The sequence below is a fragment of the Mycobacterium angelicum genome (assembly GCF_002086155.1).
Taxonomy (GTDB): Bacteria; Actinomycetota; Actinomycetes; order Mycobacteriales; family Mycobacteriaceae; genus Mycobacterium; species Mycobacterium angelicum.
The window spans coordinates 1-17,215 of sequence record NZ_MVHE01000013.1; the positions used below are offsets into that span (position 1 = coordinate 1).

The following is a 17,215-nucleotide window of genomic DNA, read 5'->3' on the forward strand; positions in this document are numbered from 1 at the left end:
CACGCCGGTACCGCTGATCAGGTCCGACTCGTACACCACTCTGCTGGACGCAACCGGCGGCGATGTCCTTCGTTGTTGTGTCGGCGGAATCCTTAACGAGAGCGGTTTCGGATCTGACCACGGTCGGTTCGATGATCAATGCGGCCAACGCCGCGGCGGTGGCGCCGACAATCGAGCTGACCGCCGCCGCCGCCGACGAAGTCTCCGAGCGCATCGCGGCCTTGTTCAGCGCGCATTCCCAGGCCTATCAATCGCTCAGCGTCGAGGCCGCGGCCTTTCACAGCCGATTCGTACAGGCGCTGACGGCCGGCGGCGGTGCATACGCCGCGGCCGAATCGCTCAACGCCGCACCGCTGCAGATCCTCGAGCAGCAACTGTTCGGTGTGATCAACGCACCCACCCAACTGCTACTGGGGCGCCCGCTGGTCGGTAGCGGCGCCAATGGGCAAACCGTCAACGGTGTGGGCCAGCCAGGCGGGGCCGGCGGCATCTTGTTCGGCGACGGCGGCCGCGGCGGCGACAGCACCGCGCCCGGGGTGGCCGGCGGAGCCGGCGGCGCAGCCGGCTTCTGGGGTAATGGCGGCGCAGGCGGAACGGGTGGCGCCGGCTCGGCGGGCGGCAACGGCGGATCGGGCGGCTGGCTGTACGGCAACGGCGGCGCGGGCGGCACCGGTGGTGGTGCGGTTGCCGGGATCAACGGCGGCCTGGCCGGAATGGGCGGAAACGGCGGCAACGCCGTCGGACTCGTCGGCGACGGTGGCGCCGGCGGCCACGGCGGCGCCGGCCGCAGCGGTCCCGACGCCGTCAACCCGACACCCGGTCAGACAGCCGCCCCCGGCGCCGACGGCAACATTCAAGACGGCACTGGTGCGGCCAACGCCGTCGGACAAAACGGCTCCCCGGGCGCCAACGGTGGGCCTACCGGCACGGGTGGCACGGGCGGCAAGGGAGGCAACGGGGGGACAACACCGTCGGGCACTGGCGATGCCAGCGGTGGCCACGGTGGCGACGGCGGCCCGGGAGGGACGGGCGGCGACGGGGGCACCGGCGGGTTCGCGGTCAGCTACCTGAACAACGCCACCGGCGGCGCCGGAGGCGCCGGAGCGGACGCGGGCGTGCCCGGCGGTGCAGGCGGTGACGGCGGGGCCGGCGGGTATGCGCTGGGCAGAGTGGCCAGCGGCGGCGCCGGTGGGGACGGCGGCAATGGTGCCGCCGGCAGCGCCGGCGGCGCCGGCGGCGCGGGCGGCGCCGGGGGCAACGGCGGAGCCGGCGGGATACTCGTCGGCAACGGCGGCGCAGGCGGAGCCGGTGGCAGCGGCGGGGTCGGCGGCATCGGTGGGTTGGGTGGTAGCGGCGGGGCCGGCGGAGGCTATGCGCCGGGCACAGTCAGTGCGCAAGGAACCGACGTGAGCGTGGGCGCCCCGGGCGGACAGGGCGGTGCCGGTGGCGACGGCGGGTCTGGCGGACAAGGCGGGGCAGGTGGCGCGGGTGGCGCCGGCGGTGCCGCCTCGCGATGGTTCGGTACCGGCGGCAGCGGCGGCGTCGGCGGTGACGGCGGCCTGGGCGGTGCAGCCGGTGGCGGCGGCACGGGGGGTGACGGCGGCAATGGCGGCCGCGCCGTCGCCTGGGACCCCGGACCGAACGTGCTGTACGGCGGTAGCGGCGGTTCCGGTGGCATGGGCGGCTCGGGCGGCACGGGCGGCGATGGTGGTGTTGCCGGCGTGGGAGGCGTGGGCGGCGCCGGCGGTCAACTGCTGGGCGGGCCGGGCATCAACGGCTCCGCAGGAACCGGTGCCGCGGGCGGCACCGGCGGCGCCTTAGGCACCGGCGGGGGCGCCGGGGCCGGCGGCACGGTCCCCTCACCTGGCACCGGATCCCAGGTCTCGGGCAACGACGGCACCGCAGGCATCGACGGTGTCGGCGGAGCCGACGGCAAGGCGGGCTAGCTTCCGGGCTGGTGGTCCGACTTCATTGCCTGACCTGCCGGCTCGTGAATTGCTTGACCAGCAGCTGGAGACGGTCCTCCGCATAGGGAGGACGTAGTCGTCCGGTACCACTGAGGACGACCAGTCCGTGCAGCGCGGCCCAGAAAACTTCGGTCAGCGTGTCAGCGTCTTGTTCGTCAACGACGAGACGGACCGCCTGGCGTAGCTCGGCAAAGGCCGCGGAAAGCTCAGCCGGTGTGTCTTGGGCGCCGAAGCGCAAGCTGGTCGCGCGGCTGAACATCGCGTCGTAAACAGCCGGGTTGTCGCGGGCATAGGCCAAATATGCGTGGCCAATCCGAGAAAGAGCGTCGCTCGGCGCGTCAGCGTCGCAGCCGGCGGACCGAATCACCTCGGCAAGCTCGTCGAACCCGTCGATCGCGACTGCGTCGGCGATTTGTTCCATACCGGCGAAGTGCTTGTACAACACAGGCTGGCTGTATTCGATCTCAGTGGACAGCCGACGGGTGGTGACGGCATCCCAGCCTTCGGTTTCGGCCAGCTTGCGGGCCGTCGTGACTATCAGCCGCCGCCGGGCGGACCGCTCACGCTCTCGTCGATCCTCGATTGCCATAGCGCATGGTAGCACCGATACAAGCTCTAGCACTGCTATTGACGCACCAACGGTCGGAGGTTAGCATTGCTAGCAGTTGCCACCAGGAGGAGTTACGACATGGGCTTGGACCTCATCACTCGCGCCACCGCACTGATCGCGGTGCTGGGAACCGCCGTTGTCTATGGCACCGATGTTTTTTGCGCGATCGTGCTGCGGCCGGCCTTGGCGTTGGTGGACGACGGCGCCCTGGTGCGGGTCACCGGACGCGTGCACCGCTACGGAGACCGGCGGATGCCGGTGCCCGGGGTCCTCGGGCTGGTCGCTACCGCGGCAAGCGCGGTGCTAGCCACGGTGGCCACGCACCAGGTGCAGGCGTTAGCGGCGGGCGCCGCGCTGGCCCTGCTGTTGATCTGGCTTGCGCTCTATACACGGGCGAGCGCGCCCATCAATCGGCAACTGACGGGCGCGGCCGAGGCAGGCCAGACGCTCCCAAACGGACGTGCGCTACAGGCGAAGTGGGACTCGATGATTGGCGCTCGCGCGGTGCTGCAAGGTCTGGCAGTGGCTGCCCTATGCGTGGTGCTGATGATCTGATACGCCCGCCACAGATCCATACCCCCGAATCGCGTTGAGGGAGAACGACTTATGCTTCAGCTCAGGATCTACACGCTGCGATCGCCCGAAGCTCTGCGGCAGTACGCGACGGTGCACTGGGCCCGGCACATCGAAACGTTCCCGACGTTCGGCGTCACCACCCACGCCGTGTGGATCGAGCGAAGCGGCGGCGCAAATCGACTCGTCGCGCTGATCAACTACCTACCGAGCGCCGACCCGGAGCAAGTGACGCGGCAGGTCATGGCCAGCCCGGAATTCGCTGCCGACATGGCCGGCTTCGATACCGCCGAGATCGTCGATGTTCAGTCGATAGTGCTTGAGCCAACATCGTTTTCACCGATTAGCTAGACCACAGGAGTCCTCGGCATGACCGTCACCATCATCGGCTACACGCTCGCCGGACTTCTCGCCGCGGGCATCATCTTCGTCGGCGCACGCTTCCTCATCGCGCCGCGCGTCGCCGCCGCCGGCTATGGGGTGCTTCCAGATCTGAACCAGCTGTCCGTGGGCGCCTACATGGGCATCAAGGGCGTCCGCGACATCGCAATGGGGTTGTGTGTCATCGTCCTGATGGTTGCCGGCGCGACCCACCTCGTCGGCTGGGTGATGTTGGCCGCCACGATCGTCCCGCTCGCCGACGCGGCCATTGTGCTCGGCAACGGCGGCTCGAAGTCCATCGCCTGGGGAGTACATGGCGGCACCGCCGTCGTCATGGTCATCACTTCTGCGCTGCTGCTCATGTCCTAAGGCTGGGGGAGGACGCCAACCAGGGGAGCGGCCGATGGCAGGTGTCCACGGCACATTACTCCGACATCGCGATAGTGCAGATTACACACAAAGATGGTGCGAAATGTTGTGTATCACAGGGTAATAGATCGTTAGAGTAGCCGCCATGACGGATCAGTCGTATCGCAATCCCTTGCACGCAAGGTCTTTTTGGGCTTTCCGCGAGATCCGCGGCATATGACGGCTATGACGTTCAGGCCGGGCCGCCGCTGATGGCTGGTTTAGAAGTGTCGCGCTTGCCTTAATTTCGCTTGTCATCAAAGGCTTTCACTCGATAGTGATAACCGCTGCTTGAGCGGCGCGCGCTTCACCTGCTGTCCAGATGCACCGCGTACGTGACGAAAGGAGGTGATCTCATGTCACACGAACTTCTCTTCACTGAGCAGGAGGCTTCCTACTCGGCCTATATGCCCGCCTTGTTCAGTTCAGACAATTTCGACCAGTGATGCAAGGTGTTCGGCGGGGCCTTATGACGCTCGGTGTGAGGCCCGCCGACCCCTGGCAAGAAGCATTGTGGGCGTGGCGACGTGGGGTGATTTTGACGTGGGCAATATGTTGGGTCCGGATTGGTCTCATTGGCCGCAAATGGTGTTGGGTCACGCCGACCCGACGACTATCGGGCATCGTGCGGGCACTCACCGGACCATCTCTCCCGAAGAGACATGGCTGGCTCTTCAGCCTGTGTATGAGCGGGCCGGCATCACGCGGGTTGCCGATCTGACCTGGCTGGATGATCTCGGAATCCCGACCGTGCAGGCGGTACGCCCGGCGTCGTTGACGCTGTCGGTCAGTCAGGGAAAGGCCGCCACGCACCGCGCGGCGCAAGTCTCCGCCGTCATGGAATCCCTGGAGAATTGGCATGCCGAGAATGTCATACCCGACCTGTTAGCCACGGCCGCAACGGGTTTACTGTCCGCTCTGACCTACGATCCGGCGCAATTGCGTCGTCCACCCGGCAGCCTCTACCATCGCGGGGCCAGCCTTGATTGGATGATCGCTACCACGTTGTTGAGTGGCCGCCGGACCTGGGTGCCCTGGTTGGCCGTTGTTGTCAACGTCGCGGTCGCCGATAGTTGGGATCCGCCGATATTCTCAATGGACACTACGGGGTTGGCGTCGGGCAATAGTTTTCACGAAGCGTGTCTGCATGGGTTGTACGAGATCATGGAACGACACGCCCTAGCTACCGCTGAACCGGCGCTGACCATGTCCGAGGTGCCTCTCGACGCTGTTGCGGGCTCAGACTGCGCCGATTTGGTCGAGAAGATCCACCGAGCCGGAAGTCAGTTGCAGGTCGCCCAGATTCACACTTGGGACGGCTTTTACTGTTTCAGCGCTGATTTGAGGTCAGCGATGGCCGAATTGCCATTCAGTGGTTACGGACTGCATCACGACCCCAATGTTGCTTTATCACGGGCGATTACCGAAGCCGCGCAATCGCGCCTAACGGCCATCAGCGGTGCCCGTGAGGATCTGCCCGCCGCCATTTACAACCGCTTCGCCAGGGTGCACACCTACGCACCGATGCAGCGAACGGCGCGGCGACTCCCTAGCGCCGGCCCAATATTGTGGAACGTCTCCGGCACCAGCGCGCTTGAGAGGTTGGTGTCCTCGGCGGCAACAGCTGTGGCGGCCGCAGCCGGATACGAGCCATTGGCAGTGGTGTGCAATTTCGCCGAAGCCTGCGTTCCGGTAGTGAAGGTGATAGCTCCCGGGTTAAGGGCGTCGATTGCCTCACCAATCCGAATCCCATTGCAGGAGAGCGCATGACAACCAGCCAACGGATCGTGGTCACCGCCGGACCCACCATAGGCGTCGAAGATATCCACGCGGTGGTGCCCGATGCCGAAGTGAGGCCGCCAATCTCGTTCGGCCAGGCTTTCGGGTACGGGTTGCGGCCGGGCGACACGCTGCTGATCATCGACGGACTGTTCTTTCAGCACCCGTCGGTTCGGCACAAGGAACTCCTGACTCTGATCGCCGACGGGATCCGGGTTGTTGGATCTTCCAGCATGGGGGCGCTGCGCGCTGCCGAGCTGCATCCCTTCGGCATGGAGGGCTATGGCTGGGTCTTCGAGAGTTATCGAAGCGGGCTGTTGGAGGCGGACGACGAGGTGGGAATGGTGCACGGAGATCCCGAAGACGGTTACCCCGTCTTTGTCGATGCGCTGGTCAATATCCGTCAAACCGTTGCTGTGGCAGTCGAATCCGGCGCTATGACCAAATCGCTAGCTACCCAGCTCATCGACACGGCTCGCAACACACCTTTCACCATGCGCACCTGGGATCAGCTGCTCGATGCTGTGGGAGCCCCAGACTGCCCAAAGTTGTCAAGGCAGCTGAGGTCGATGCGGGTCGACATAAAGCATGCCGATGCGGTGCTCGCACTCAATCAAATAGGGCGCGGGGCAGGGGATTACGAGGTTCGGCCGGGGCCGCACCCGACGATCTGGTCTAAGCGGTGGCAGCAGCGATGGGCACCACCGGTGCCGGTGACCGTACCGGACGCGACCGGCAAGGCCGTCGTCGACGTCCTCGATGTGGACGTGCTGTCCCTGTTGTGCGTGTGCGCGACAGACCGCTGGGCGTATCTGCCCGCATTGGAACAAGTCGCTGCATGGCACTGGACATTGAGACACCCCGAGGATCTCGGTAGCGTACGTGATCGCGCCGCCAAGGCTATCGCCGAAGTAGGACCGAAAGTCACGTACGGCACCTACCAACGCGCGCTGGAGGCTGTGGCACACCGCCATGCTTTGGCCACCGGCATCGTTGACGAGACCGGGTTCCCCAAATCGGTGAGTGAACAGTGGCTCACCGCAGAGGAATATGAAGCCTTGGGGAAGGACCAGATTGCGGTCGCGGCACGAATAACCACGCGCACACTGCTTTTCACCCGGTCACTGCCGGCTGTGCAGCATTTCCTCGACCTTCTGCGCAACGATCCGAGACTGCCCGAATGGCGGAACGCGGTGGCCTGCGCATTGGCTAGGCGTGACGAATTGGCCTGCCAGAAACCACATCTCAATATGAACCGGCCGGATCCCGTCCAACTCAAGCGGCTTTTCAGCGGTCGATGGGGTAGACCGGTGGATCGCATCGAAATGGCCCGGCGCGGCCTCATGACCGAAGACGCATTCTATTCCGCGGCATCTCTATTCGCCGTGGCGGCCGCCGATAACCAGTTATCGAACATCGAAGTCGGCACCCTCGGTCCGCATCGAGGTGTCGATGACGTCGTCGTCGTCAGCAACGGTGTTTAAGCTGCGACGGGGGCGAACCGGGTAGCCCAGTCGCGCACGTGCTGAATTGCAAGTCCGAGGTAGGTCTGGCCCGGCCAGACCTCGTCAATGTGGTAGCGGATATGCGGGCCGGTGCCGGCAGCCAAGAATGTCAAGCCAATTCGTGCCGCCGCAGCTGCGGCCGCGGTACCGGTCAAGGTGTCGGGATTGCCAAAACCGATCAAGCCAGCCAAGCCGCCCAGCAGCAGCGGGATCATGTACTGGGCGATGCCGCCGACGCCGCCGGCGACCGCTTTGAGGGCTGCGGGCACCTCGATGCCGGAATCCTCGGCGATCTCGGGAATGGCGCGCACGATCGCCTGCGCGGCGGTGACGGGATCGGTGAAGCTGAAGTTAGTCACCATATCGTAGGCGTCCTGCATGATTTCGCCGGTCTTGCCCCGTGGCACGCGGCCGTACATGTCGCCGGGCGCACTGATGTTGGTGAGCCAGCAGTGCCGCGCATCACGTACGTCGCCGTACTGCCACGAGGCGATGCCCTGGCCGCCGGGATCCCACCCGTCGAAAGGGTAGAAACATCCGCCCGGGGGACGCGTCGGATCGCCCAGCGAAAAGCTGCACAAGTAGTTGTCGGGATGGGTTTCGGCCATCCACTTGCGTAGCCGTGCGGTGACCTCGGCGCCGGCCGAATAGCCGCCGAGGATGACTTTCCGCTTGGGGTTGGCTTGCAGCGCACTGGTGATCATGTTTTGTGCGGCGGGAAGTGCTTCTGCGACCGCCGCGTTCATCGACGGGTCTGCGGGGTTACCGGCGGTACCGACCGGCAATCCGCCCATCGTTGCCGCCCACGTTGGGTTCTGCTCTTCGACCAGATCAGATACGGCCTGACAGACCCGACTGACATAGTCCTCGCCGATGATGCCGCCGGTTCCGCGATGCACCACCGCCAAATGACGTGGAGCTACCGCCCGGGCCGCGGGCGGCGGTGTGCCGGCGGGGGCGGTGTAACCGGCCCGAGCCGCGGTCACCACATCGAATTCACCGGTCTGCGGCAGCCCCAGGTGAGACTGCAGTTCTTTGACCGAGCGGACTTCGTCGTTGCCGAAATAGCCGTCGACCGGCGGCGCCGAGGTGGGGTACCACCGCTTGAACCAGCCCTGCCAGTACGTGATCTCTGGTCCGTTCGATCCGGGCCGGTAGGGCAGCGGCATCAGGTACTCGCTTTCTCAACGGACTATCCGATAGCTGTCCGCCGATTCAATATGCCCAATCTTGCCCCCGTTCTGGCCTCGGGTACAGGGGCGATTTTATTACTCGGCGGCCGGACGCAGGGCGGCGCCATATAGGCCTATGCGGCTAGATGTTATTGTGTCGCAACGTAATTCGTGTCCCGCGGTCCGCTGGTTCAGACGCGGATGAACTTCTGTTCGCCCATGCCGAACATGCCATCGACCGAAAGGTCGACATCGTCGGTGTGGATCCGGCCTTCGTACCAGCCGAAGGGGGCGTAATACTCCGCGAGCGATCGGCGCGGGCCGACGTGCATCTCGGAACGGACAGTCGGCGTGAACCGCACCTCGACCTGGCCCGACCCGTCGGCATCGCGCACGATCCAGGAACCCCAGGGCCCGTCGGGCCGTTCCACGTGGACGGCGGGCAGGCGGTGGACCCGGTCGCCGAGCCATACGGCGTTCTCGTTGTAGCGCTGCGGGTCACGCACTTGGTTGTCGGTCAGGTTGAAGCCCTCGACCCGGCCACTATCGCTGCGGCGCACTGCGGTCACCCAGTCGTACCGCATCGGCGAGGGGTAGTCCCCGTGGTGGTCGTCGAGGATCATGAACGAACGGTCGGGGTCGAACACGGTGAGCTCGGCGCCGGCGCGGAGCGTGCCGGCGAACGGCATCATCGTCTTGTGCGAGTACAGCGCGCGATCGTCGGCGAAGGGGTGACAGATCACTAGATGTCCCGCCTCTCCGGGGCCGCAGCGCCCGGCGCCGTGCAACTCCAGCGGCGGTAGCCCGGCGCGCCCAGGGTGACTGGCGTCCACCGCGACCAAGCCTGAGTCCATCTCGTTGGTCAGCTGCAGCGAGAAGCGTCCAACATGACCGTGAGACCGGGTGTGGTTCAGGCCGCGAGCGACATGCACCATCGAGGTCGGCACCTTCTGCTCCCACCGACCGATTGTGGCCGCCTGCTTGTCAACGACCAGCACTTGCAGCAGCGAGATCGACTTTGTGTCGTACACAGCGCCGAGCACGAACACCGCGTCGTCGCCGAGCTGGAACGCCTCCCACTCCTTGAGCCGGGCGTTGCGCGCAGCGCGTTGCAGGCGACCACGAACTCCGGTGGCGATGACAACGTCGAGTGGGTTGATCCGCGCGATCGGGCCGTTATAGGTGCCGAACCGGTAGCGACCATCGAGCACCAGCTGGGGAGGTGGCGGCTCGTGCGTGCGCAGCAGGTCGGACGGGCCGGTCTGCGGGGTCTCGATGTCCACCGCCGGAGCGTACCGGAGCGGCAGCGCTTATGGCGCGATGGCGACTTACGACCGACTCGGGCGCAGGTATTCATCCGATGACCAAGTGACGGTTGCTCCGAGGTCCAGCACGCCACGGCCGGTTATCCGGACTTAGTCACGAGCATGGTTGGCGCAGAGCACGACTCTGTGCTTTGACCGTTAGCGATCGTTGCCGCAATCGCGATTTCGCGCTCGTATCTTTGGAGACACGAGAACGCCTAGCAATTAACGCCTATTGGCGTAGGCAAGCCTTGGGGGCTGTGATATGACCACCGCAATCGGCGCGCACGACCCAGTCGAGAAATACGCGGCCTATGAGCATGACGATTTCATCTCGGCGGTTGCAAGCATCAACGCGTTTGGCTGCCGAGGGGACACCGTTCTCGCCGAATTCAAGCCGCGCTGGCGACTAACCGAAGAAGAGGTCGTGCGCGCGGCGATCATAGTGATTTCGGTATCCCTCATGGCGCTGATCGGCCTCGCCGCGGGCGCGATCTTGACGATGGGTTAGCAGCGGATACGGCGGCGGGGAGCGTGCCATAGCCGTCGCCATGGAGGCCCTCACGAAGAACCAGCGCCCACGCCTGCTGAGACTGCCTATCCCAACTACGCGAAATTGATCATGATCCAATACGATTCGCACAAATGGCTGGACCACTTTTTTGCCATCCGCGGCTCGCTGGTCCGGGAGATCAGCGGTCGAGTCTCCCTATGCGTTGCTTGGTCGGCGGCGGTTGTCGCCTTTCATAAATATGTCGTTCCGGTCGGCATGCCGATCCAGCTACACACACTGATGGGCCTCGCCCTCGGTCTCCTTCTGGTTTTCCGCACCAGCTCCAGCTACGACCGTTTCTGGGAGGGACGCAAACTATGGGGAGGGATCGTGAATGAAACGCGGAACCTCGTCCGGAGCGCCAGCGTATACATCAAGGGGGATCCGGCGCTGGTCGCCCGACTCACCCGATGGACAGCCGCCTTTCCCTGGGCGGCCATGCACAGCCTGCGCGGTACCGAAGGCCTCGGCCCACAAATCACCGAACTTCCGCCCGCCGAGGCGCAGGAGGTGATCGACGCCCAGCATCCCGCTCTCGCTGTCGCCGGCAAGATGTCCGATTGCCTCGGGGAGGCGCGCGAGCGCGGCCTGATCTCTGACATCATGCTCACGTCGATGGACCAGAACATTCAGCTACTGGTCGACTACCTCGGCAGCTGCGAACGAATTCGCAAGACCCCGATGCCCTTCGCCTATGCCGTTCACCTGCGCCGCTCGCTTGTACTTTATTGCTTCACCCTTCCCTTCTCCATGGTCGAGACCTTCGGCTGGACGACCATTGTCGACGTCCTTATCATCGCTTACACCCTCTTCGGCATCGAGGAAATCGGTGTCGAGATCGAAGGCCCCTTCGGGCATGATGCGAACGACCTCCCCATCGAGGACATCTGCGAAACGATCCACAAGAACGTCTACGCCCAGGCGAGTATTTAGAAGCGGCGGTTCAGGGGCCGGTCAGGGCGATGCGATTGACAGCGCAGACGGCATCGGAATGAGCCGAGAAGTGATCGGGACGAGAACAAGTGGTGATTCATCCAATGCAATATGCAGTGGTTTGTACTGGTAACCCTGCATATTTGATCGCTGCATATTTGTGGACATCGACCCGGCCTTCATCATTCTCGATTGGACCTGGGGCCAGCGCTCACGGCTGTCATGCGCGACATTTATCGTTTGCCAACATTATTCGGACAAACTAGCGGCAACCCGTCCAGTTCAACATGACACGTCCGTACGATTTGCGTGATCGGCGTATCCGCGCGAATCATTCGATCGATGAGGCCGACGCCGCAGACGACCCCGCCGGTGCCTGCGAAGCCTTCGTCGGTGGCACCTTGCTAGTTGACTGCGTACGACCAGTATCTGCGAGTAGGAAATCGGCGCAGCGTTCTCCGATCATGATCGATGGTGCGTTGGTGTTGGCACGGGGTATCTGAGGTAGTGCCGAGGCGTCGGCGACGCGCAGGTTGTCCACACCGCGGACCCGCAGCTCCGCGTCGAGGGGGCTATCGGGGTCGCCGCCCATCGCGACGCTGCATGCCGGGTGGGCGGTTGTTTTCGCGGTGTTCCTGATGTAGGTCTCGATATCCCCACTCCGGCCTGGAACGAGCTCGCGCTCAACGGTTGACGCGATCGGCTCGGTGGCGATGATTTCGCGTGTGCGCTCGACTGCGCGAACGAGTGCCTCGACGTCCTCGCGCTCGGTGAATTGGTTCATGCGGATCGCCGGTGGTACAGCGGGATTCGATGAACGAATTAGGACGCTCCCGCGGCTCTTGGGTGTCCAGTATGAGTGTCCGACCGACAACGCGGGAGCAAATCTTCCCCCGCGGGGTTCGGCTCTGGCGTCGGCGGGTGTGAAGATCAGCTGAACGTCGCATGCCGTGAGGTCGGCCGTCGACCGGATATGAGCCAGCGCCTCGCCGCCGTTACTGGTGAGCTTCCCGGTGCGGCGTAACAGCCACTGCAGCAGCCATTTTGGGTTCGCGACGTCAGCAAGGCCGACGTAGCCGGGGGCGAGGGACCATACCGCCCAGGTGAGGGGGTGGTCCGTGAGGCCTTGACCGACCCGTGGGCTGTCGACCAGTGTGGTGACTCCAACCCGACGAAGGTGATCCGCCGGCCCAATTCCAGACATCTGCAGCAGCTGCGGCGTGCCGAAGGCGCCAGCGCTGAGGACGATCTCATGGTTGGCGAACGCCTGGTGCATGTGTCCGCGACGGCGATATTGGATGCCGACAGCTCGACCGTTTCGGATGATCACGCGGTCGACCAAAGCCTTCGTGATGACGGTCAGATTGCTCTGGTGCCGGAGGTAGCCGCGCGCTGCGCTCCAGCGTTGACCCTTGTGAATGTTGACCGGAGTGATTGCCGCTCCGTCGAGGTCGGGTCCGCTGACGTCGTCGTTGGCAGCGATGCCTGCCGCCCGCGCTGAGGCGACGAAGCGGTGAGACAAGTCGTCGGGGTATGGCGAGCGGGTGATGTGCATCGGACCCTCCTCGATCCGAGCGAACACCGGCGCCACGTCATTCCAGCCCCACCCGGGTAGCTCCCAGCGGTCGTAGTCCAGATTGCTGCCCTTGACCCAGAACATGCTGTTCATCGCACTGCAGCCGCCAAGCACACGCCCGCGCGGTTGCGGGATGCACCGATCGGCGCAGCCGGACTCGGGTTCAGTCTCGTATGCCCAGTCCAAGGACGTTCCGTACTGCATGGGCGCGAACAGCGGCGCCCGGATCATCAGGCGTCGATCGGAGCCCCCGGCTTCGATCAACAGCACGCTTGCCGCCGACTCGGTGGCCAATCGTCCGGCTACAGCGCAACCCGCTGAACCGGCACCAACCACGATGAAGTCATATCCCGACATGATGTTGGCCATGGCGTCGACTATCCAGTGGCGCCGACAAGCCTCCATCGGCCAATGCGCCTAAATCCGCGGTGGCCGGGCGCGTATCTACGCATGCCCACGCCGCAACAATTGGCGATTTCGCTGATGTTTCGGCAATCGACATCACCGCATGCTGTCTAGCATGAGCGAAACTAGCTGGAAGAACCTGGACATGAGCGAGCTTCCGACTGGAACGGTCACGCTGCTACTAGCCGACGTCGAAGGTTCGACGCGGTTGTGGGAGACCCAGCCTGAGGCCATGAGAGCCGCCGTCGAGCGCCTCGACCTGACGCTGTCCGAGACGGTAACGGCCCATGGCGGGGTTCGCCCAGTCGAACAGGGCGAGGGCGACAGCTTCGTCATCGCATTCCCTCGAGCCGCCGACGCAGTGGCATGCGCGCTCGAATTGCAGCGGGCACCGCTCGCGCCGATCAAGCTGCGTATCGGCGTGCACACCGGCGATGTGAACCTTCGCGACGAGGGGAACTACATCGGCCCGACGATCAATCGCGCCGCCCGGCTGCGCGACCTGGCCCACGGCGGGCAGACGGTGCTGTCGGGTGCTACCGAACCGCTTGTCCTCGACCAACTTCCGCCGGACGTCACGTTGACGGACCTCGGCACCTACCCGCTGCGTGACCTACCCCGGCCCGAGAGAGTCGTGCAAGTGTGTCACCCCGATCTGCACAACGATTTTCCGCCTGTGCGCACGGCCAATGTGCTTGCAGCCGAGCATCTTCCGATTCAGTTGACGAGTTTCATCGGGCGCGAGGCGGAGATAAGCGGCATCCGTGACGCGCTTGCCCGACACCGGCTCGTCACGCTGACCGGCGCGGGCGGTGCGGGTAAGACGCGGTTGGCGGTGCAGGTCGCGGCGAACATCGCCACTGAGTTCGCGGACGGGGTCTGGTATGTCGACTTGGCACCGATCACCGATCCGGACGTCGTGACTGTGACCGTGGCACGCGCGCTGGGCCTGCCCGATCATCCCGGCCGGCAAACGATCGACGTGATACGTCGATTCATTCGCGACCGGCAGATGCTGGTGCTGATCGACAACTGTGAGCACTTGCTCGACGCCAGCGCCGACTTGATCACCGACCTGTTGCAATTGTGCTCGGCGTTGACGCTGCTGACCACCAGTCGCGAGCCGATCGGCGTGGCCGGTGAGGTGACCTGGCGGGTGCCTTCGCTATCGCTCACCAACGAAGCGGTTGAGCTGTTCGGCGATCGTGCCCGTCGAACCAAGCCCGAATTCCGAGTCACCCACGATAACGCCGACACGGTGACCGAGATCTGTCGACGGCTTGACGGCTTGCCACTGGCCATCGAACTCGCCGCTGCCCGCGTTCGCGCGTTGTCACCGACAGAGATCCTCGACAGCCTGCGCGATACCTTCCGGCTTCTGACCGGCGGCGCACGCACTGCGGTGCGCCGCCAACAGACATTGCGCGCATCGGTGGACTGGTCGCACGCTTTGTTGAGCGAGTCTGAACAGGTGTTGTTCCGACGGCTGGCGGTGTTTTTCGGCGGGTTCGATGTCGACGCCGCGCAGGCTGTCGCCGGCGGCGCCGACGCGGAGCGCTACCAAGTGCTCGACCAGTTGACGCTGCTTGTCGACAAGTCGCTTGTGGTCGCGGAAGACACCCGACATGGAACGCGGTATCGGCTGCTGGAAACGGTGCGCCAGTACGCCCAGGAGAAGCTGCATGAGTCCCGCGAAGGCGACGAGGTACGCGCGCGCCACCGCGACCACTACACCTCACAGGTCAGGCTTCTCGATGCACCGGCGAGCTCCGGCCACGAACAGCGCATCGAACACGCCGAAACCGAAATCGACAATCTGCGCGCTGCCTTCGCGTGGAGTAGAGAAGGGGCGCGGCCCGACCTGGCGCAGACGCTCGCGGCGGCGTTGTTACCGCTTTGGGTGACACGGCGCCGCATGCAGGAAGGACTGGACTGGCTCGACGCCGCCCTCGCTGACGAAGACTCCGAGAGCGCCGAGGAATCGGCGGCTCGTGTGCGGGCATCGGTGGCTAGAGCCGCCTTGCTGGGGTTCACAGGTATCGCGGTCGGTCTTGACACCGAGCAGCTTCTGGTATCGGCACGCGAGCTCGGCGATCCGGCGCTCGTGGCGCGGGCACTGACAGCCTGTGGTTGCTTCGCCAACGACGACCTCGAGAAGGGTGGCGCGTACTTCGCCGAGGCGGCTGACCTCGCCCGGGGCATCGGCGATTCATGGTGGTTGGGGCAGACACTCTTCTTGGAGGCGACGTTCGCGGTCCTGTTCGGCGAACTCATCGTGGGGGAGGCGGCTGCCGAGGAGGGAAATCGGATCGCACAGAACATCGGCGCCGGATCCTTGTCGCGCCAATTCAGTTACGTCGCGGGCTGGACGCGGATCCTGCGCGGTGACCTGAATGGCGCTCTCACCCAGCTTCGCGAGATGGACGAGGAACTAACCGAAGCGCGTGACGGGTTGTTCTGGGTCCATGTATCAGCGTGCCAGGCGATGGCGCTGGCCTACCAAGGGCACACTGAACGGGCTAGAGAAGCAGCCGAAGTGGCCCTTGAACGCTCGTCCGACTCGTTTCATGCCCACCTTGCGGCGGTCCACTCGGCCTTCGGCTATGTACACCTGGCCGCTGGCAACGCTGCCGCAGCGTGGGAGGCATTTGAAGCGGTGCGCGAGATCACCGGAATGCACGGCCAGATGGTTCCGCTGCAAATCTTTGCGGCCCTGGCCCCCATGGCTTGCGGTGATCTTTCGGCGGCCGGCCGCTGGGCAGACGATGTGGTGTCGGCTACCAGAGCCTGGAGTCTCGCTGCAGCATTGACGTCACGCGCTCGCGTTGGCATCGCACGGCGCGAGCTCGACGCCGCCGAACGCGACGCCTACGACGCGCTCGAGTTGACCGCCCGCCTCGGCGGTGACCTCCTTGTGCCATTCGACCTCGACTGCCTGGCGACCGTCGCGGCGCAAAACGACAACCATGTTCTCGCGGCTCGTCTTTTCGGGGCGGCGGATGCAGCCCGTCAGCAGATGGGCATGGTCCGCTTCAAGATTTTCGATGAGGGCGACGAGGCAACGACCGCGGCGCTTCGGCATGCTCTGGGCGAGAACGACTTCGACGCAGCATGGGCCGAGGGGGCGGCGCTAACGATCGAGGACGCGACCGCCTACGCACTGCGCGGTCGCGGTGAGCGTAAGCGCGCCAGCAGCGGCTGGGCGTCGCTCACCCGCGCCGAACTCGACGTCGTGAGGCTCGTGAGTGAAGGCCTGGGCAACAAGGAGGTGGCTGCGCGGTTGTTCATCTCCCCCCGCACAGTGCAGGCCCACCTGACCCACATCTACACCAAACTGGACCTGACCTCGCGCCTACAGCTCGCGCAGGAGGCAGCGCGCCGCACATAACACCGCCGCCGCACTGGCGCATCCAACGCGCTGTCTTCCACGTCGCCAGTCGCGCTGATAACTGTTGTGATGCAAAATAACTCGCAGAAGTCTACTGTGACGCTGCGTGTTGAGGAGGCGCGGAGTTCATGCGGGAGGGACTCCCGTCGCAGCTGGGTTGGCGGCAGCCAGCGCGGCATAGGCCTCGTTGGGAGTCAGATCCTTCTTGGTCATCGCGGGATGGCGCAGCCCCGTGTGCGGCTTGTTCTGCCACACCCACAATCCACAAGTCAAGCAGGTTCTGCACTTCGGCGAGTGGCCCAAAACGCTTCCCGCTCAGGGGATTTACCTCGCCGCACCACATTTAGGTCCGGCGTAGCCGGCCAAGCATTTGGGTGAAGCCGGAGTTGATCGCGGCGAATACGATCATCGAGGCGATGGACCGTTACATGTCTGATCCGCGCCGTATCGCACTGGCCGCCGACCGCGAGCAAGCGATCGCGCGGACCGAAATCGTGCCGGTGCAGATAGTGTCGGATCGTGATGAAAACCGAGTAGTTTACTGGTAACCCGCCATATACGATTCCGTCGTATTCCACCTGAATCGAGCGCCGACGCGAGCGCTGGGCAGGACTGGAGCCCCTGATCTTTATAGTGGCCCGGGTGCCACTGAGAGCAATGG

General features: G+C 64.7%; 15 protein-coding genes. 10 read left to right on the forward strand and 5 right to left on the reverse strand.

Annotation, left to right across the window (positions count from 1 at the left end; translation table 11 throughout):
* Positions 1 to 62 precede the first annotated feature (62 nt).
* Positions 63 to 1,946 (forward strand): PE family protein, encoded by a 1,884-nt coding sequence (locus BST12_RS11165; RefSeq protein WP_083113192.1) that lies wholly within the window; start codon positions 63 to 65, stop codon positions 1,944 to 1,946.
* Positions 1,947 to 1,968: 22 nt separating this feature from the next.
* Here BST12_RS11165 and BST12_RS11170 read toward each other — a convergent pair whose 3' ends face one another.
* A complete protein-coding gene (locus tag BST12_RS11170; RefSeq protein WP_083113193.1) occupies positions 1,969 to 2,556 on the reverse strand; it encodes a TetR/AcrR family transcriptional regulator in 588 nt (195 codons plus the stop codon).
* A gap of 99 nt (positions 2,557 to 2,655) precedes the next feature.
* On the opposite strand from BST12_RS11170, the gene BST12_RS11175 reads away from it, so the two are divergent.
* The 5 genes from BST12_RS11175 (at position 2,656) to BST12_RS11195 (ending at position 7,202) form a co-directional block, all read left to right on the forward strand.
* Positions 2,656 to 3,132 (forward strand): DUF1772 domain-containing protein, encoded by a 477-nt coding sequence (locus BST12_RS11175; protein ID WP_083113194.1) that lies wholly within the window; start codon positions 2,656 to 2,658, stop codon positions 3,130 to 3,132.
* A gap of 51 nt (positions 3,133 to 3,183) precedes the next feature.
* Entirely contained in the window at positions 3,184 to 3,501 is a 318-nt protein-coding gene (locus BST12_RS11180; protein WP_083113195.1) for an NIPSNAP family protein, read from the forward strand.
* Positions 3,502 to 3,519: 18 nt separating this feature from the next.
* On the forward strand, positions 3,520 to 3,900 hold the full coding sequence (locus BST12_RS11185) for a DUF4267 domain-containing protein (RefSeq protein ID WP_083113196.1): 381 nt from the start codon (positions 3,520 to 3,522) through the stop codon (positions 3,898 to 3,900).
* A 591-nt stretch (positions 3,901 to 4,491) separates the two neighbouring features.
* Entirely contained in the window at positions 4,492 to 5,709 is a 1,218-nt protein-coding gene (locus BST12_RS11190) for a YcaO-like family protein (RefSeq protein WP_083113299.1), read from the forward strand.
* On the forward strand, positions 5,706 to 7,202 hold the full coding sequence (locus tag BST12_RS11195) for a TfuA-like protein (protein ID WP_083113197.1): 1,497 nt from the start codon (positions 5,706 to 5,708) through the stop codon (positions 7,200 to 7,202). Before BST12_RS11190 ends, BST12_RS11195 begins: the two co-directional genes overlap by 4 nt.
* Here the strand turns inward: BST12_RS11195 and BST12_RS11200 are convergent.
* Together BST12_RS11200 and BST12_RS11205 are read right to left on the reverse strand one after the other, a co-directional pair.
* The gene (locus tag BST12_RS11200) at positions 7,199 to 8,392 is read right to left on the reverse strand and encodes a peptidoglycan-binding domain-containing protein (RefSeq protein WP_083113198.1); all 1,194 of its coding nucleotides are present in this window, start codon (positions 8,390 to 8,392) and stop codon (positions 7,199 to 7,201) included. The genes BST12_RS11195 and BST12_RS11200 overlap by 4 nt on opposite strands.
* Before the next feature lie 194 nt (positions 8,393 to 8,586).
* Positions 8,587 to 9,678, reverse strand: a complete 1,092-nt coding sequence (locus BST12_RS11205) for a DUF2804 family protein (protein WP_245850239.1) — start codon at positions 9,676 to 9,678, stop codon at positions 8,587 to 8,589.
* A gap of 286 nt (positions 9,679 to 9,964) precedes the next feature.
* On the opposite strand from BST12_RS11205, the gene BST12_RS11210 reads away from it, so the two are divergent.
* A complete protein-coding gene (locus tag BST12_RS11210) occupies positions 9,965 to 10,210 on the forward strand; it encodes a hypothetical protein (RefSeq protein WP_083113199.1) in 246 nt (81 codons plus the stop codon).
* 111 nt (positions 10,211 to 10,321) lie between these two features.
* The gene (locus BST12_RS11215; protein ID WP_083113200.1) at positions 10,322 to 11,185 is read left to right on the forward strand and encodes a bestrophin family protein; all 864 of its coding nucleotides are present in this window, start codon (positions 10,322 to 10,324) and stop codon (positions 11,183 to 11,185) included.
* 331 nt (positions 11,186 to 11,516) lie between these two features.
* Here the strand turns inward: BST12_RS11215 and BST12_RS11220 are convergent, their stop codons facing one another.
* On the reverse strand, positions 11,517 to 13,130 hold the full coding sequence (locus BST12_RS11220) for a GMC family oxidoreductase (protein WP_245850242.1): 1,614 nt from the start codon (positions 13,128 to 13,130) through the stop codon (positions 11,517 to 11,519).
* Positions 13,131 to 13,269: 139 nt separating this feature from the next.
* On the opposite strand from BST12_RS11220, the gene BST12_RS11225 reads away from it, so the two are divergent.
* Positions 13,270 to 16,554: a helix-turn-helix transcriptional regulator gene (locus BST12_RS11225; RefSeq protein ID WP_083113201.1), complete on the forward strand. Its 3,285-nt coding sequence runs from the start codon at positions 13,270 to 13,272 to the stop codon at positions 16,552 to 16,554.
* A gap of 126 nt (positions 16,555 to 16,680) precedes the next feature.
* Here BST12_RS11225 and BST12_RS34840 read toward each other — a convergent pair whose 3' ends face one another.
* The gene (locus tag BST12_RS34840) at positions 16,681 to 16,809 is read right to left on the reverse strand and encodes a hypothetical protein (protein WP_372511110.1); all 129 of its coding nucleotides are present in this window, start codon (positions 16,807 to 16,809) and stop codon (positions 16,681 to 16,683) included.
* A gap of 119 nt (positions 16,810 to 16,928) precedes the next feature.
* Here BST12_RS34840 and BST12_RS31960 point away from each other — a divergent pair, with 119 nt between their 5' ends.
* Positions 16,929 to 17,102, forward strand: coding sequence for a hypothetical protein (locus BST12_RS31960; protein ID WP_170062099.1), 174 nt, complete (start codon positions 16,929 to 16,931; stop codon positions 17,100 to 17,102).
* The last annotated feature ends 113 nt before the right edge of the window (positions 17,103 to 17,215 follow it).

What these genes read in the sequence shown, in the direction of transcription:
- BST12_RS11165 (WP_083113192.1), top strand. Translation starts at nt 63, where the DNA reads ATGTCCTTCGTTGTTGTGTCGGCGGAATCCTTAACGAGAGCGGTTTCG.
- BST12_RS11170 (WP_083113193.1), bottom strand. Translation starts at nt 2,556, where the DNA reads ATGGCAATCGAGGATCGACGAGAGCGTGAGCGGTCCGCCCGGCGGCGG.
- BST12_RS11175 (WP_083113194.1), top strand. Translation starts at nt 2,656, where the DNA reads ATGGGCTTGGACCTCATCACTCGCGCCACCGCACTGATCGCGGTGCTG.
- BST12_RS11180 (WP_083113195.1), top strand. Translation starts at nt 3,184, where the DNA reads ATGCTTCAGCTCAGGATCTACACGCTGCGATCGCCCGAAGCTCTGCGG.
- BST12_RS11185 (WP_083113196.1), top strand. Translation starts at nt 3,520, where the DNA reads ATGACCGTCACCATCATCGGCTACACGCTCGCCGGACTTCTCGCCGCG.
- BST12_RS11190 (WP_083113299.1), top strand. Translation starts at nt 4,492, where the DNA reads ATGTTGGGTCCGGATTGGTCTCATTGGCCGCAAATGGTGTTGGGTCAC.
- BST12_RS11195 (WP_083113197.1), top strand. Translation starts at nt 5,706, where the DNA reads ATGACAACCAGCCAACGGATCGTGGTCACCGCCGGACCCACCATAGGC.
- BST12_RS11200 (WP_083113198.1), bottom strand. Translation starts at nt 8,392, where the DNA reads ATGCCGCTGCCCTACCGGCCCGGATCGAACGGACCAGAGATCACGTAC.
- BST12_RS11210 (WP_083113199.1), top strand. Translation starts at nt 9,965, where the DNA reads ATGACCACCGCAATCGGCGCGCACGACCCAGTCGAGAAATACGCGGCC.
- BST12_RS11215 (WP_083113200.1), top strand. Translation starts at nt 10,322, where the DNA reads ATGATCCAATACGATTCGCACAAATGGCTGGACCACTTTTTTGCCATC.
- BST12_RS11220 (WP_245850242.1), bottom strand. Translation starts at nt 13,130, where the DNA reads ATGGCCAACATCATGTCGGGATATGACTTCATCGTGGTTGGTGCCGGT.
- BST12_RS11225 (WP_083113201.1), top strand. Translation starts at nt 13,270, where the DNA reads ATGCTGTCTAGCATGAGCGAAACTAGCTGGAAGAACCTGGACATGAGC.